Origin of the sequence: Pseudomonas sp. ok272 (assembly GCF_900109995.1) — a bacterium.
In the GTDB taxonomy this organism is placed as follows: Bacteria; Pseudomonadota; Gammaproteobacteria; order Pseudomonadales; family Pseudomonadaceae; genus Aquipseudomonas.
The window spans coordinates 102,871-117,728 of the sequence record NZ_FOCB01000010.1 but is presented as its reverse complement, the minus strand read 5'-3'; the positions used below and the strand labels follow the sequence as shown (position 1 = coordinate 117,728).

Below are 14,858 nucleotides of genomic sequence, written 5' to 3'. Positions count from 1 at the left end.
AAGTCCTTCATGGGCGAGCATGATCTGAACAGAAGGCAATTCATCAAGACCGTCGGTGTCGCCTCGGTTGCCGCGGCGGCCATGAGCGTACCGTTCATTCGCGCCAATGCCAGCGACACACGCTTCCAGGGCAAGACCCTGCGGTTGTTGACCTGGTCCGATGACACCGGGCTTGCGGCGCTGCGCAACATTGCCGCGACATTCGAAGCCAAGACCGGTGCCAAGGTCATCGCCGACCGTACCGGCAGTACCTCGGAAATGGTCGCCAAGCTCAAGGCCGGGGGTGATCGCCCGCAGTACGACATCATCACCCTGGCCGGCGTCGGTGCCGAAGGCCTGGCCGCTGCGGGCCTGCTGGAAAAGCCCGATCTGAACCGCATCCCTAACCTGGTCGACGTCCCCGAGCAGTACCGCACCGGGGCTAATGGCCACGGCATCGGTTACCTGTTGTGGTGCAACAGCCTGGTCTACAGCACGCGCACGGTCAAGGACACGCCTGACAGCTACGCCGCGCTGTGGGACGCCGACCTGGCGCCGAACATTTTCCTGCCGCCACCGAACTGGACCGAGGCGATGGACCTGATCATCATCGCCGCGAAACTGGCCGGCGGTGACGAGCACAACATCGAGCCGGGCTTCAAGAAGCTCGCCGAGCTCAAGGACCGCGTGGTAACCCTGGGCGAAAACCCCAACCAGATCGCCGAGCTGTTCCGCACCGGCTCCCTGGACATGGGCGGCCTCTACGCCCCGGCGTTTTTCCCCAAGCAGATCCGCGACCCGGCGTATGGCCTGGGGGCCACCTTCGGCATGAAGGAAGGGTTCTACACGGACCTGATGCTGTCGGTGATGCCGAAAAATCGTCCTGGCGACACCGACCTGGCCTACGCCTTCATCAACCACTCCCTCGACCCGCTGGTGCAGGGCAAGATGGCCGAAGACATCTTCAACGGCCCGGTCAACGCCAAGGCCATCATTTCCGCCGAAGCGCGCAAGAGCCCGTACATCCTGACGCCGGAGCAGATTGCCGAGAAGGCGATCATGCACGACAACGCCTTCCTGGCGACGGTGCATGACCAGTGGATCCGTCGTTACACGGAAATCTTTTCTTCCTGATCCGATGACGCTGGAAGGTCCTTCGGACCTTATCGCGGGCAAGCCTCGCTCCTACAAGAGCGAGGTGATCCCTGTAGGAGCGAGGCTTGCCCGCGATCGAGTGCGCAGCACTCGCCATGATGTCCCGGTTGTACCCTGACGAGATCATTGCTATGGAACACCAACCCCTGACCCACCCGGTTGGCGCTGCTGCCGTGCGCCCGAACCGTGGCGTTTCGCCGACGACGCGGGCCTGGCTTTTCCTGTCGCCGTCGATGCTGTTTCTCGGCGTGCTGATTGCCGCCAGCCTCCTGGTGCTGCGCATGAGCGTGGGCACCAAAGGCGCGGAGTGGAGCGGTTTCAGCCTGGCCAGCTATGCCCAGTTGCTGGAACCCTATTACCTCAAATCCTTGCTGCTGACCCTGCGCCTGGCCTTGATCAGCGCGGTGATCGCGGTGCTGCTGGCGATTCCGGTGGCGTACACCATGTCACGCCTGACCTCACCCTTGCTGCGTCGGGTATTCCTGGCGGCGGTGCTGTTGCCGCTGCTGGTTAACCTGTTGCTGCAGAGTTACGGCTGGCTGGTGATCCTGGGGCCTGGCGGCATGCTCAATCAAGCCTTGATGGGCCTGGGCCTGATCAAGCGGCCGGTCATGTTGTTGTACAACCAGAACGGTGTGTTGATGGGGCTGGTGCAAACCGCCTTCCCGTTGGCGGTGCTGCCGATTGCCAGTGCCATGCGCGGCGTCGCCCGTACCTACGAAGAAGCGGCCGCGACACTGGGGGCCAGTCGCCTGCAAGTGTTTCGCCAAGTGGTGCTGCCGATGAGCCTGCCCGGGATCATCACCGGTGCCACCCTGGTATTTGCCTACAACGCCAGCAGCTTTGTGGTGCCCTTGCTGCTCGGTGGCCGGCGCGTGCCGATGCTGGCGGTCATGGTGCACGACCAGATCGCCCCATTGATGAACTGGCCGGCCGCGTCCGCTGCCGGTGTGGTGCTGATTGTCACCACGCTCGCCATCATGACCTTGTCCGAATTCATCACTGGCCGTCGTCGGCGCAGGCTGGAGGCTTCGCAATGAGCACCTTGATCAAGAAGCGCCAATCGTTGCTGCCCGGCGACACCGGCAAGTTTGCCGGTGTGTTGTCGGGCTTCATCCTGCTGTTGGCGGTGTTGCCGATCCTGACCATGATTGTCATGTCGTTCAGTGGCGCCTCCAACCTGGATTTCCCGCCCAGTAGCTACAGCCTGCAGTGGTACAAAGCGGCCTGGAACACCTTTGTATCCCCCGACTCCAGTGACGTGCTGAGCCTGGGCAAGGCCATGACCACCAGCCTGATGGTCGCGTGCCTGACCATGGTCTTTGCCACGCTGATCGCGGTCCCGGCCGCCTATGCGTTGACCCGTTGCGAGTTCCGGGGCAAGGCGGTGGCACTGCAATTGATGTCGTTGCCGCTGGTGTTCCCGATGGTGGTGTTGGGCCTGGCCTTGCTGCTGGTGTTCGACAGCCTGCCGTTCCACATCACCACCTCGCGGCTGGTCATTGCCCACGTGATCCTGGCCCTGCCGTTTGTGGTCAAGAACTGCACGGCGGCGATGCTCTCCATCGGCAGTGAAGTCGAAGAGGCCGCGCGGATGCTCGGGGCTTCACCGACCCGGGCGATTTTCGATGTGGTGGTGCCGTTGATGAAGTCGGGGATCCTGGCGGGGATGCTGTTGGCGTTCATCGTTTCGTTCAACGAATTCACCGTGACCTACTTCCTCTACACCATCGATGTCATGACCGTGCCGATCTGGATGTACAGCCGCACCGTGTCATCGCTGGACCCCACCGTGTTTTCGTTTGCCGTGCTGATCGTGCTGATCGACTTCGTCCTGATCTGGGCGTTGGAGAAGCTGGTCGGTGAAGGTGGCGTTTCGTTCTGATTTCTTGAGGTGATTCACATGACTGGTCTGATTCTGGAAAACGTCGAGAAATATTACGGCGCGGCCTGTGCGGTAAAAGACGTCAATCTGCATTTGCCCGAGGGCAAGCTGGTGTGCTTCCTCGGGCCTTCGGGCTGCGGCAAGACCACCTTGCTGCGCATGATTGCCGGCCTCGAGACCCTGAGCGGTGGCGAGATCCGCCTGGATGGCGCCGACATAGGCAACACCCCGGCGCACCTGCGCAACTTCGGCATGGTGTTCCAGTCGTTGGCATTGTTCCCGCACATGACGGTCGGCGAGAACATTGCCTATCCACTGAAGCTGCGCGGCGTGAGCAAGGCGGACCAGCAGGCGCGGGTCAAGGAGTTGCTGCAACTGATCCAGTTACAGGAGATGGTTGACCGTCCGGTGTCGAAACTCTCCGGTGGCCAGCGCCAGCGCGTGGCGATTGCCCGGGCGATTGCCTCGCACCCCAAGCTTCTGTTGCTGGATGAGCCGCTCTCGGCCCTGGACGCCAAGTTGCGTGAATCGATGCAGGTGGAAATTCGTCAACTGCAACAGCGCTTGAACATCACCACCATCCTCGTCACCCATGACCAGCGCGAAGCCATGACCATGGCCGACATCGTGGTGGTACTGGGCGAGCACCGGATCCAGCAGGTCGGTACGCCGATTGAAATCTACCGTCATCCGGCCAATGCGTTCGTGGCCGACTTTATCGGCTCCGGCAATATTTTCCCGGCCATCGCCCTGGGTGATGGCAAAGTCGGCCTGCCCGGTGGCGATGCACTGCATGTGCCGATTTGCAGCAGCATTGTGGTCGGGGAGAAGGTCAAGATGCTGGTGCGCCCCGAAGACCTGCAACTCTCCCATCCGCAGGCGTCGGCGGGGAATCGGTTGCTGGGTAAAGTGACGTTCGTGCGTGACATCGGCGCGACCATCGAAACCACGGTCGAGTGCTCTGGGGTTTCGCTGACCGCCCTGAGCACCCCGTGCCAGGGCATCGGCCTGAGCATCGGCAACCCGGTGTCAGTCACCATCCCGTCCGAGGCCTGCCGCGTACTCAGCGCCTGACCGGGCCCCTTCGCGAGCAGGTTCGCTCCCACGGGTGTCTCTTCAATATCGGGACGCCCTGAAGTGAACAGGATTGCCCTGTGGGAGCGAGCCTGCTCGCGATGAGGCCGTGGGGCGACTATCCACCGCTCAAGGCATGCTCCCTGCAGCAGATGGCCAGTTGAGGGTTTAGAATGACCGACTTTCCATTGGCCAGGATCCGCAACAACATGGCACGTAAAGAGTTTGATCAGTTCGAAGCCGTTTCCGCCGCTGTCCGTGGCGACGCCGGCTATAACGCCGCCATCGCCGTCAAGGCACTCGGCGGACCAGGCGCCCCGCGCTTTCACAAAGTTCTCATCGACCAGACCTTCAAGACCGCGCTTGAGGCCGACCAGGCTGCCGAGCAACAGCTCGCCCACCTGAGCGGGGTGGACGAAGAGGGTGAGTTGCTCTGGTAACTCGCGACCTCAGGCCTTGTTTGCGCCCGGGCGGTGCATCTTGAACAAGGCCTCCGGTCCCACCTGAAAATAGTCCGCCGGCCCGCCGCCGCGCAGAATCGGTTCTGCGGCGGCGGTGTCGTACACCCCATCCTTGAGCAGCCACTTGGCGATATGCACGGCGACCACTTCGCCGAGGATCAACCAACTGGGCACCAACTGCTTGTCTGCGCGCTGCAACTGAATGATCTGCGTGACCTTGCATTCGAAGGACACCGGGCTTTCAGCGACCCGTGGTACCTGAATGATGTTCGACGCCACCGGCGTCAGCCCTGCCAGTTCGAATTCGTTGACCTGGGGCCCGACCATGGCGCAGCTCTGGTTCATCTGCTCGGCCAGCGGCCGCGTGGCCAGGTTCCAGGCGAACTCGCCGGTCTGCTCGATGTTGTTCAGGCTGTCTTTGCGCCCGACGCTTGAGAACCCGATGATCGGCGGGATGTAGTTGAACGCGTTGAAGAAGCTGTAGGGCGCCAGGTTCAGCCGGCCTGCGGCGTCCTGGGAGGAAATCCAGCCGATGGGGCGCGGGCCGACGATGGCGTTGAACGGGTCGTGGGGCAGGCCGTGGCCCTGGGCCGGTTCGTAGAAATGGATATCGTCGGACATGGTGTGGATTCCTGAGCAGGTGAGGGCGGCAATAGTGCCGGGCGGGCGCGGTTAATTCCAGCGCTGGGGCCGCATAAAACACCCCCTCCAGAAACAACTAAGCCCGGCGGAAGCCGGGCTGTGAAGTCAGCATCAGGTGTTAGCTGAAATGGGCCGAGTCAGTACGATCATAGCCATCGGCGGCAACGGTCTGGCCTTGTGGGGTGCGGTCATAGCCATCAGCGGCGAGGGTTGCGGAACCGGTGCGGTCGTAGCCATCAGCGGCGAGAGTCGCGGAACCGGTGCGGTCGTAGCCATCAGCGGCGAGGGTTGCGGAACCGGTGCGGTCGTAGCCATCAGCGGCGAGGGTCGCGGAACCGGTGCGGTCGTAGCCATCGGCGGCGACAGCAGAACCTGTGCGGTCAAAACCATCCGCGGCGAAGGTGTTGGCAGCCAGTACGGACAGGGTCAGGGCAAGGATCAGTTTGGTTTTCATGGTGTGTACTCCAGGTTCGTTTGCGTGTTGTGCGTTGGGTATGGAATTCATACTACGCCTGTAAAATTGATTAAAAAGTGCAAAATAACGTTAATAACAATCGAATTATTCGATGTTATGTCCGTCGGCATCGGTGCCCAAACGGCGCTTTCAGGGCCTGCTGTGTGGGGCCGGATCAGACCTCGATCAGGGCTCTCACACGCACAGAATGGGGCAGGGGAATTAACCGATGATTAATTTTGCGAGGCGGGGGGAGGCTGGAGTCATTCCAGTCCGTGACGCGAAGTCCCTGTGGGAGCGAGCCTGCTCGCGAAGGCTATCGGTCAGTGACATTGATGTCGGCTGACACAGCGCTTTCGCGAGCAGGCTCGCGCCCACAGGTGTTGAGTGCCCTAGCTAACGGGCACTGGGGCAGGAGGCGTGCTCAGTGATTCAGTCGGTCTCGATCCGCGAGTGCTTGCGGGTGTCCTTCATGGTCAGGTAGACCACCAACGACACGGCGATGCACGCGGTCACGTACCAGTAGTAGCCGGTTTCCATGCCGATGCTCTTGAACCACAGCGCGATGTATTCAGCGGTGCCGCCGAAGATCGACACGGTCAGTGCATACGGCAGGCCGACGCCCAGGGCGCGGATCTCGGTGGGGAACAGCTCGGCCTTGACCACCGCGTTGATCGAGGTGTAGCCGCTGACGATGATCAGCGCCGCCATGATCAGGAAGAACGCACCCCACCAGGTCTGGATGGTGTGCAGGGTCATCAGGATCGGCACGGTGAACAAGGTCCCCAGCACGCCGAAGGCAATCAGAATCGGGCGACGGCCGATCTTGTCCGACAGCCCGCCCACCAGTGGCTGGATGCACATGAACAGGAACAGCGTCGCCGCCGAGATGGTGGTGGAGTCGCTGATGCTCATGCCCACGGTGTTCACCAGGTACTTCTGCATGTACGTGGTGTAGGTGTAGAAGGCCAGGGTGCCACCCATGGTCAGGCCGACCACGGTCATCAGTTCCTTGGGGTGACGCATCAAGGTGCGCATCGCGCTTTCCTTGGACTTTTCCTTCTTGGTGAACGACTCGGTTTCTTCCATGCCGCGACGCAGGTACAGCGCGACGACGGCGCACAGGGCACCGATGGCGAACGGGATACGCCAGCCCCAGGCATACAGCTGCTCGGTGGTCAGGGTTTGTTGCAGCACGATCAGCACCGCCAGGGCGATGAGCTGGCCGGAGATCAGGGTCACGTATTGGAAGCTGGAGAAGAAGCCGCGACGTTCCTTGGTCGCCATCTCGCTCAGGTAGGTCGCCGAGGTGCCGTACTCGCCGCCGACCGACAGGCCTTGGAGCAAGCGGGCGAAGATCAGCAGGATCGGCGCGCCGATGCCGATGGTTTCATAGCCCGGGCTCAGGGCGATCAGCAGGGAGCCGAAGCACATCAACAGCACCGAGGCCATCAAGGCAGCCTTGCGCCCCTTGCGGTCGGCGTAGAGGCCCATCAGCCAGCCACCGATTGGGCGCATCAGGAAGCCCACGGCGAAGATCGCGGCGGTGTTCATCAGTTGCGCGGTGCTGGAGCCGGCGGGGAAGAAGGTCTTGGCGAAGTACAGGGAGAACGCGGCGTAGACGTACCAGTCGTACCACTCGACCATGTTGCCGACCGAGCCGCTGAAGATGGATTTGATGCGGCTGGCAGTGGTTCTTTCCTTGGCAGGCGAAGCGGCCGAGCCAAGGGGCAGGGTTTGCGAGTTATCCATGACGGATCCTTCATTTAATTGTTTTTGTGGAGCGCGTTGAAGCGCAGCCTGCACAGGGGATAGCAGGACCTGTGCCAAGTCTGGAAGGGGCGGTTTAGAGGGGTTTGGCAATCTTTTTGAGCGGTAATCCGCTCATGGCCTGTGGTGGGTGAGCGGAAATCCGCTTAGTGCAGGGCGGGTGGATAGCGGTGTGTGGGCCGGCCCCTTCGCGAGCAGGCTCGCGCCCACAGGTGACCGGGTTCTCAGGTGCACCATCCCTCCAATGTGGGAGCGAACCCGCTCGCGAAGAGGCCGGTACAGACAGCACAAAAATCACTGCCCGGGGACAAACATCTCCCGGCTCAACCCATGGCGCTGCATCTTCTCATTGAAGGTGCGTCGCGGCAGTTGCAGCTCTTCGAGCACGGCCTTGATCTCACCTTTGTGCCGGGTCAGGGCGGCGCGCAGGCATTGGGCCTCGAAGGCTTCCTGTTGGGCCGCCAGGGAATGGCCGGGCTCGCTGCCGGCCAGTTCGGGTTCATCCAGCCCCAGCACCTGGCGTTCGGCGGCGTTGGCCAGTTCACGGACGTTGCCTGGCCAGTCGTGGCTCAGCAACCGGCTCAGCTGTGCGCCGCTCAAGGGGTTGACGCTGCGTCCCAGGCGTTGCGCCGCGGTGTAGGCGAAGTGTTCGTACAGCAAGGGAATGTCTTCGCGCCGCTCGCGCACCGGCGGCAGGCGCAGTTGCGCGACGTTGAGCCGGTACGCCAGGTCTTCGCGAAAACGCCCGGCACGGGCCTCATCGAGCAGATCGGGCTTGGTCGCGGCGATGATCCGCAGGTCCACGTCAATGCTCTGGTTGGACCCCAGTCGTTCGAGCTTCTGCTCCTGCAACACCCGCAGCAGCTTGACCTGCTGGGCCAGCGGCATGCTTTCGATTTCATCGAGGAACAAGGTGCCGCCGTGCGCGTATTCCAACTTGCCGATGCGCTTGCCCTGGGCGCCGGTAAAGGCGCCGCTCTCATGACCGAACAGCTCGGCTTCGAACAGTTGTTCGGGGATCGCCGCACAGTTCAGCGCCACGAACGGCTTGTCGGCGCGCGGGCCGAAATCATGCAGGCAGCGGGCGACCAGTTCCTTGCCGCTGCCGGTTTCGCCGCGAATCACCACGTTCACCGGCAACGCGGCGAGGTCCAGCACCTGGCGACGCAGGGTCTGCAAGCTGCGGGACACGCCCAGCAAGGTGCTATCGAGTTTGCTGCGGTTGTCGGCCTGTTCGTGCAGGGCGCGGTTCTCCAGGATCAGGCGACGCTTGTCCAGCGCCCGGCGCAGGCCGTTGAGCAGGGTCTCGGGGCTGAAGGGTTTTTCGAGGAAGTCGTAGGCGCCGTCGCGCATGGCTTCCACCGCCATCGGCACGTCGCCGTGGCCGGTCAGCAGGATCACCGGCAAGTCGCGATCGAGCTGTTGCACCCGGGCCAGCAGCTCAAGGCCGCTGATGCCGGGCATGCGCACATCGCTCAAGATCACCCCGGGGAAGTTCGCCGGCAGTTGCGCCAGGCACTCTTCGGCGCGGCTGAACAGCGTCACCTCGAAGCCCGAGAGGCTGAGCCATTGTTCGACGGCCTCACGAATGCTGCGTTCGTCATCGACCACAATCACCGCGTTCAGCATGGGATGTGCGCCTCCAGGTCGATCGGCAGGGTCAGGGTAAAGACCGCACCGTCGCCCTGGTTGGCGGCGGTCAGGCGTCCACCCAGTTCATGCACGATGGCAAACGAGACCGCCAGCCCCAGGCCCAGGCCATCGCCCACGGGCTTGGTGGTGAAGAACGGGTCGAACACGTTCACCAGGTTCTGCTCGGCGATCCCGCCGCCGCTGTCGGAAACACTCAGGCGCCACAGCTGTTGGTCGGCTTCCAGCTCGACCCGCAGGCGTTTGCCGGGCTTGTCGCGCATGGCGTCCAGGGCATTGCGCAACAGGTTGATCAGCACCTGTTCCAGGCGAATCGCATCACCGCGCACCCAGGCCGGGCGGGTCAGTTGCACCGTGCAGTCGATCTGTTCATCGCGCAGGCGTGCTTCGAGCAAGTGCAGCGACTGGTCGACCACGGCCGCCAGGTCCAGGCGCTCGCGCAGGCCGCTGGGGCTCTTGCGGGCGAAGGTCTTGAGGTGGCTGGTGAGGGCGGCCATGCGGGTCAGCATCTCGTCCACCGGCTTGAGGGCCTTGTAGGCGTCATCGACCCGGCCGTGATCGAGCAGCAGGCGCAAGGTCGCGAGCTGCATGCGTTGGGCGGTGAGCGGCTGGTTGATCTCATGGGCCAGGGCTGCCGACATCTGTCCCAGCGCCGCCAGCTTGGCCGATTGCACCAGGCCGTCCTGGGCGGTGCGCAGTTCGCGGGTGCGTTCTTCAACCAGGCGCTCGAGCTCTTCGCGGCTGCGCTGGCGCAGCTTGGCGATGCGCCAGCGCTGGCTGAGGAATAGCAGCACAAACACCAGGGTCAGCCACACACCGGCGGCGGCCAGCCCGGCATTGCGCACGTCTTCGAAGGCCACCTGTGGCCGGCGCAGCAGGTGCAGGGTCCAGCCTTCGGCGTTCAGGGGCAGGGATTCCCACAGGTACTCGGCCGAACCCTGGGGGCCGTCGACACGGGCCAGGTAGCTGTTGTCGTCAAAGCGCCGGACTTCGCGGTAGGCCAGCGGGATGAGTGTTTGTTTGTCGTATTGGCGCGTGCTCGTGATCTCGGCCCGGTCGCTGTCGGAGAGCGCGCCCAGCAGCCGATAGCGCCAGCCGGGCTGGTTGGCGATGAACACAATGCCTTTGGCGTCGCTGACCAGCAGGGTGTCGGTGCCTTGCTGCCATTCGCGCTCCAGTTCCGGGAACTCAAGCTTGACCACCATGGCGCCGAGAAACTCGTCGTTGTCGCCGGTCACCGCACTCGACAGGAAGTAGCCGGGGATCCCGCTGGTCACGCCCACCGCATAAAACCGCCCGCTGCCCTGGCTGCGGGTCTGGCGGAAGTAGGGGCGAAAGCCGTAGTTGTGGCCGACGTAGCTGCTGGGCAAGCGCCAGTTACTGGCGGCCACGGCCAGGCCGGTGTGATCGAGCAACTCCAGGGTCGAGGACTCGGCCGCGCCGTTGATCTTTTCCAGCTTGCGGTTGAGCAGGTCTTGTTGCGCAGGTGTCACGGGCCCGGCCAGCGCGGTGCGTAGCTGCGGGTCCAGCGCCAGCACGGCGGGCAGGGCGCGGTAGCGTTCGATCAGGGTGTGCAGGGCATTGCCATACAGCCCAAGCTGCTGGCTGGCGCGCTGGGCGTCGTCCTTCAGGGCCTGGCGCTCGGCGTGGCGCATCGCGGCGGTGGTCACCAGGACGGTGCCGGCCACGATCAGCAGGATGTAGAGCGACAGGCGCAGGGAACGATAGATAGGCGGCATGCGGTGGACACAGGCTACAAGTTCGGGGGGCGCACGATAGCATGCGGTGCGCTGCCAGGACGTGACCGAAGTTGCCCTGAACCATTCAGCAACCTTTGTCTTGCGCGGAGGCGGGCAATAAAAAAGGCGCCCGGGGCATTGAGCCCCGGGCGCCTTTATCGGTGGGTCGGAAGGCTTACTGCACTTCGACCGCCAGGCTCTCGCTGATCTTCTTCTGCCAGATGGCTGGACCGGTGATGTGCACCGATTCGCCATTGCTGTCGACGGCAACGGTCACGGGCATGTCCTTGACGTCGAACTCGTAGATCGCTTCCATGCCCAGCTCGGCGAATGCCACCACGCGGGATTTCTTGATGGCTTGCGCCACCAGGTAAGCCGCGCCGCCGACGGCCATCAGGTAGACGGCCTTGTGGTCCTTGATCGCTTCGATGGCGGTCGGGCCGCGCTCGGACTTGCCGATCATGCCCAGCAGGCCGGTTTGTTCGAGGATCTGGCGGGTGAACTTGTCCATCCGCGTCGCGGTCGTCGGGCCCGCCGGGCCAACCACTTCTTCGCGCACCGGATCAACCGGGCCGACGTAGTAGATGAAGCGACCCTTGAGGTCCACCGGCAGGGTTTCGCCCTTGTTCAGCATCTCGACCATGCGCTTGTGCGCGGCGTCGCGACCGGTGAGCATTTTGCCGTTGAGCAACACGGTTTCGCCCGGCTTCCAGCTCTGTACGTCTTCTGGCGTCAGGGTGTCGAGGTTGACGCGACGGGCCGATGGGCCAGCTTCCCAGACGATTTCCGGGTAGGCGTCCAACGGCGGCGCTTCCAGGGACGCCGGGCCGCTGCCGTCGAGCACGAAGTGCGCGTGACGAGTGGCGGCGCAGTTCGGGATCATGCACACCGGCAGGGAGGCGGCGTGGGTCGGGTAGTCCATGATCTTGACGTCGAGCACGGTGGTCAGGCCGCCCAGGCCCTGGGCGCCGATGCCCAGTTGGTTGACCTTCTCGAACAGCTCCAGGCGCATCTCTTCGAGACGGTTCTGTGGGCCACGGGCCTTGAGTTCGTGGATGTCGATGGACTCCATCAACACTTGCTTGGCCATCACTGCGGCTTTCTCGGCGGTGCCGCCGATACCAATGCCCAGCATGCCCGGCGGGCACCAGCCAGCGCCCATGGTCGGAACGGTCTTGAGCACCCAGTCGACGATCGAGTCGGACGGGTTGAGCATGGCCATTTTCGACTTGTTCTCGGAACCGCCGCCCTTGGCCGCCACGTCCACTTCCACGGTGTTACCCGGGACGATGGAATAGTGGATCACGGCCGGGGTGTTGTCCTTGGTGTTCTTGCGAGCACCGGCCGGGTCGGCGAGGATCGAGGCCCGCAGGACGTTTTCCGGTAGATTGTAGGCGCGACGCACGCCTTCGTTGATCATGTCGTCCAGGCCCATGGTGGCGCCATCCCAGCGCACGTCCATGCCCACGCGCACGAACACGGTGACGATGCCGGTGTCCTGGCAGATCGGGCGGTGGCCGGTGGCACACATGCGCGAGTTGATCAGGATCTGAGCGATCGAGTCGCGGGCTGCCGGCGACTCTTCGCGCAGGTAGGCCTCGTGCATCGCCTGGATGAAATCCACGGGATGGTAGTAGGAAATGAACTGCAGGGCGTCAGCAACGCTCTGAATCAGGTCGTCTTGCTTGATCACGGTCATGAGTCGCGCTCCTCTAAAAGACGGGAACATTTAATAAGGTGCCTGCGGCTTGGGTGCATCGGTCGGTCGCAAGCACCTTTGAAGCCACGCCGAGGTTGCTGGCGCGACGCTAAAAAGGCGCGGCAGTATACCGTGCATCCAGGTCGGGCACATCCGCCGGCAGTCAAACGAAGGTCGCATTGGGGCGATTGCCGGCCACCTGGGACGGTCCAAAAATTGATTGGTCATTTTTCAGCCGCGCCACTACAGTGGCCACTAACCTCTAGGGGGGCGCGTGTCCGCCTCCCTTTGCACGGTGAGCCCTCGATTGACCGATAACGCTATCCAGAACCTGTTGCTCAAGCGCTTTATCCTGGCGACGGGCACCTATGCGCTGGCGTTGCTGCTGGTCTGGCTGGCGATCTTCAGCGGACACTTCCAAGGCTCAGTGCGCAGCGCGCTGGTGGCGACGGTGCTGGTGATGCTCAGCCAGTCGGTGCTGTTCGCGCTGTTCTTCAGCGGGCGCAACCTGCGGTTCTCCGACCCGAGCCTGACTGAAGTGCAAGTGCTGCTGGGCCTGGGCTGGCAAACCTGGCTGATCGCCCACCTGGGCCCGGCCCGTGGCGCTTTTCTGGTGTTCTACGTGTTGATCCTGCTGTTCGGCTTGTTTCACCTGCCGCGTCGGGTGTTTGTCCGCTGCGCGGCCCTGGTGTTCTTCAGTTTTGCCAGCATCAACCTGTGGGAGGGTTACACCTTCCAACTGGTTGACCCGGCGCTGGCGGCGCTGCAGGTGTGTGTCCTGTTCATCGTGCTGGTGTGGCTGGCGTTGTATGCCAGCTATGTCCAGGCCTCGCGCCTGCGTATGCGCCAACGGCGCTTTGCCTTGCAGGCGCATCAAGACACCCTGCGCGGGATGATGCGCCAGCTTGAAGACCTGGTGGCCACCGATGAACTGACCGGGTTGTTCAACCGCCGACACTTTCTGCGCCTGGCCAGCCGTGAGCTGCACAGCATGGAAGAGGGCGCGGTGCATGGCCTGGCGCTGATCGACCTCGACCACTTCAAGCGGATCAACGATGTCCACGGCCATGCGGCGGGCGACCAGGTGTTGCAAGCCTTCGCTGCCGTGGCCAGTGCCTGTGTACGTGAGGGGGATGTGTTGGCGCGCTACGGTGGCGAAGAATTTGTATTGTTGTTGCCCGATTGTGATGCCGAACGGCTGACCGCCTGTTGCGAGCGGCTGCGGGTGGCCTTTACCGACGTCGAGCTGATCGGGCTGAACGTCAAGCCATTGAGCCTGTCGGCCGGCATGACCTTGCTGGGCTACGGCGATGACCTGGATGAGGCCCTGCAACGTGCCGACCAGGCGCTGTACCGCGCCAAGCGCGATGGCCGTAATCGCTGCGCGGCGGCGTGGGAGAACAGCCATGCCTGAACTGCAGGTGGGAGAGCATCGGTTCAGCGTGGCGCCGGGCAGTAATCTGCTGGACGCCTTGAATCGCAACGGCGTGTCGGTGCCCTATAGCTGTCGTGCCGGCAGTTGTCATGCGTGTCTGGTGCACTGCCTGCGTGGCGAGGTCAGCGACCGTCGCCCCGACGCCCTGAGCGCCGCACAGCGCGAGCAAGGTTGGCGCCTGGCCTGTCAGTGCGAGGTGGTGGATGACGTGCAGGTGGCGGTGTTCGATCCGCTGCTCGATGGCTCGCCCGCCGTGGTCGAGGCCGCAGACTGGCTGAGCCCCAGTGTCCTGCGCCTGCGCCTGGCACCCGAGCGGCCGTTGCGCTACCGGGCCGGGCAGCATCTGGTGCTGTGGGCAGGCAGCGTGGCACGCCCGTACTCGCTGGCCAGCCTGCCGCTGGAGGATCGCTTCCTGGAGTTTCACCTCGACTGTCGCCTGCCGGGGGCATTCAGCGATGCGGCACGGCGCCTGGAGGTCGGCGACTCGATCCGCTTGGGCGAGTTGCGCGGTGGTGCCTTGCACTACGACCCCGACTGGTGCGCCCGACCGCTCTGGTTGCTGGCGGCGGGCACCGGCCTGGGGCCGCTGTTCGGGGTGTTGCGCGAGGCGCTGCGCCAGGGCCATCAAGGGCCGATCCGGGTGATCCACCTGGCCCATGACGCGAGCGAACACTACCTGGCCAAACCCTTGGCCGCACTGGCCGTCAATCACCCCAACCTGACCATCGAGCTGCTGACGGCGGCCGAGCTGACAGCGGCTTTGGCGCAATTGCGCCTTGTTTCCCGGCAAACCCTGGCCTTACTCTGCGGACACCCTGACCGCGTCGATGCCTTCGCCCGGCGTTTGTACCTGGCAGGGCTGCCGCGTAACCAACTGCTGGCCGATGTGTTCCTGCCCCGTGGTTGAGCGCTGAC

13 protein-coding genes are annotated in these 14,858 nt (G+C 63.5%); 7 read left to right on the top strand and 6 right to left on the bottom strand.

Annotated features, from left to right (window positions below):
- Window positions 1-9: 9 nt before the first annotated feature.
- The 5 genes from BMW74_RS15820 to BMW74_RS15800 all read left to right on the top strand — a co-directional run bounded on the left by BMW74_RS15820 (window position 10) and on the right by BMW74_RS15800 (window position 4,533).
- The gene (locus tag BMW74_RS15820; RefSeq protein WP_093422894.1) at window positions 10-1,113 is read left to right on the top strand and encodes an ABC transporter substrate-binding protein; all 1,104 of its coding nucleotides are present in this window, start codon (window positions 10-12) and stop codon (window positions 1,111-1,113) included.
- 152 nt (window positions 1,114-1,265) lie between these two features.
- On the top strand, window positions 1,266-2,174 hold the full coding sequence (locus BMW74_RS15815; protein ID WP_093423236.1) for an ABC transporter permease: 909 nt from the start codon (window positions 1,266-1,268) through the stop codon (window positions 2,172-2,174).
- The gene (locus BMW74_RS15810) at window positions 2,171-3,019 is read left to right on the top strand and encodes an ABC transporter permease (RefSeq protein WP_093422889.1); all 849 of its coding nucleotides are present in this window, start codon (window positions 2,171-2,173) and stop codon (window positions 3,017-3,019) included. The genes BMW74_RS15815 and BMW74_RS15810 overlap by 4 nt, the downstream gene beginning before the upstream one ends.
- 18 nt (window positions 3,020-3,037) lie before the next feature.
- Entirely contained in the window at window positions 3,038-4,093 is a 1,056-nt protein-coding gene (locus tag BMW74_RS15805; RefSeq protein WP_093422884.1) for an ABC transporter ATP-binding protein, read from the top strand.
- A 209-nt stretch (window positions 4,094-4,302) separates the two neighbouring features.
- Window positions 4,303-4,533, top strand: coding sequence for a hypothetical protein (locus BMW74_RS15800; protein ID WP_093423233.1), 231 nt, complete (start codon window positions 4,303-4,305; stop codon window positions 4,531-4,533).
- Window positions 4,534-4,542: 9 nt separating this feature from the next.
- Here BMW74_RS15800 and BMW74_RS15795 read toward each other — a convergent pair whose 3' ends face one another.
- The 6 genes from BMW74_RS15795 to BMW74_RS15770 form a co-directional block, all read right to left on the bottom strand.
- A complete protein-coding gene (locus BMW74_RS15795) occupies window positions 4,543-5,175 on the bottom strand; it encodes a flavin reductase family protein (RefSeq protein ID WP_093422880.1) in 633 nt (210 codons plus the stop codon).
- 139 nt (window positions 5,176-5,314) lie between these two features.
- Window positions 5,315-5,650: a hypothetical protein gene (locus BMW74_RS15790; protein WP_093422875.1), complete on the bottom strand. Its 336-nt coding sequence runs from the start codon at window positions 5,648-5,650 to the stop codon at window positions 5,315-5,317.
- A gap of 432 nt (window positions 5,651-6,082) precedes the next feature.
- Window positions 6,083-7,402, bottom strand: coding sequence for an MFS transporter (locus BMW74_RS15785; RefSeq protein WP_093422870.1), 1,320 nt, complete (start codon window positions 7,400-7,402; stop codon window positions 6,083-6,085).
- A gap of 312 nt (window positions 7,403-7,714) precedes the next feature.
- Window positions 7,715-9,049, bottom strand: a complete 1,335-nt coding sequence (locus tag BMW74_RS15780) for a sigma-54-dependent transcriptional regulator (protein ID WP_093422865.1) — start codon at window positions 9,047-9,049, stop codon at window positions 7,715-7,717.
- Complete coding sequence (locus BMW74_RS15775) at window positions 9,043-10,809, bottom strand: ATP-binding protein (RefSeq protein ID WP_093422860.1); 1,767 nt, start codon at window positions 10,807-10,809, stop codon at window positions 9,043-9,045. Before BMW74_RS15775 ends, BMW74_RS15780 begins: the two co-directional genes overlap by 7 nt.
- Before the next feature lie 175 nt (window positions 10,810-10,984).
- The gene (locus BMW74_RS15770; RefSeq protein ID WP_093422856.1) at window positions 10,985-12,508 is read right to left on the bottom strand and encodes a fumarate hydratase; all 1,524 of its coding nucleotides are present in this window, start codon (window positions 12,506-12,508) and stop codon (window positions 10,985-10,987) included.
- A 307-nt stretch (window positions 12,509-12,815) separates the two neighbouring features.
- Between BMW74_RS15770 and BMW74_RS15765 the strand changes: the two genes are divergently transcribed.
- Entirely contained in the window at window positions 12,816-13,922 is a 1,107-nt protein-coding gene (locus tag BMW74_RS15765) for a GGDEF domain-containing protein (RefSeq protein WP_093422852.1), read from the top strand.
- On the top strand, window positions 13,915-14,850 hold the full coding sequence (locus BMW74_RS15760; protein WP_093422848.1) for an iron-sulfur-binding ferredoxin reductase: 936 nt from the start codon (window positions 13,915-13,917) through the stop codon (window positions 14,848-14,850). The genes BMW74_RS15765 and BMW74_RS15760 overlap by 8 nt, the downstream gene beginning before the upstream one ends.
- The last annotated feature ends 8 nt before the right edge of the window (window positions 14,851-14,858 follow it).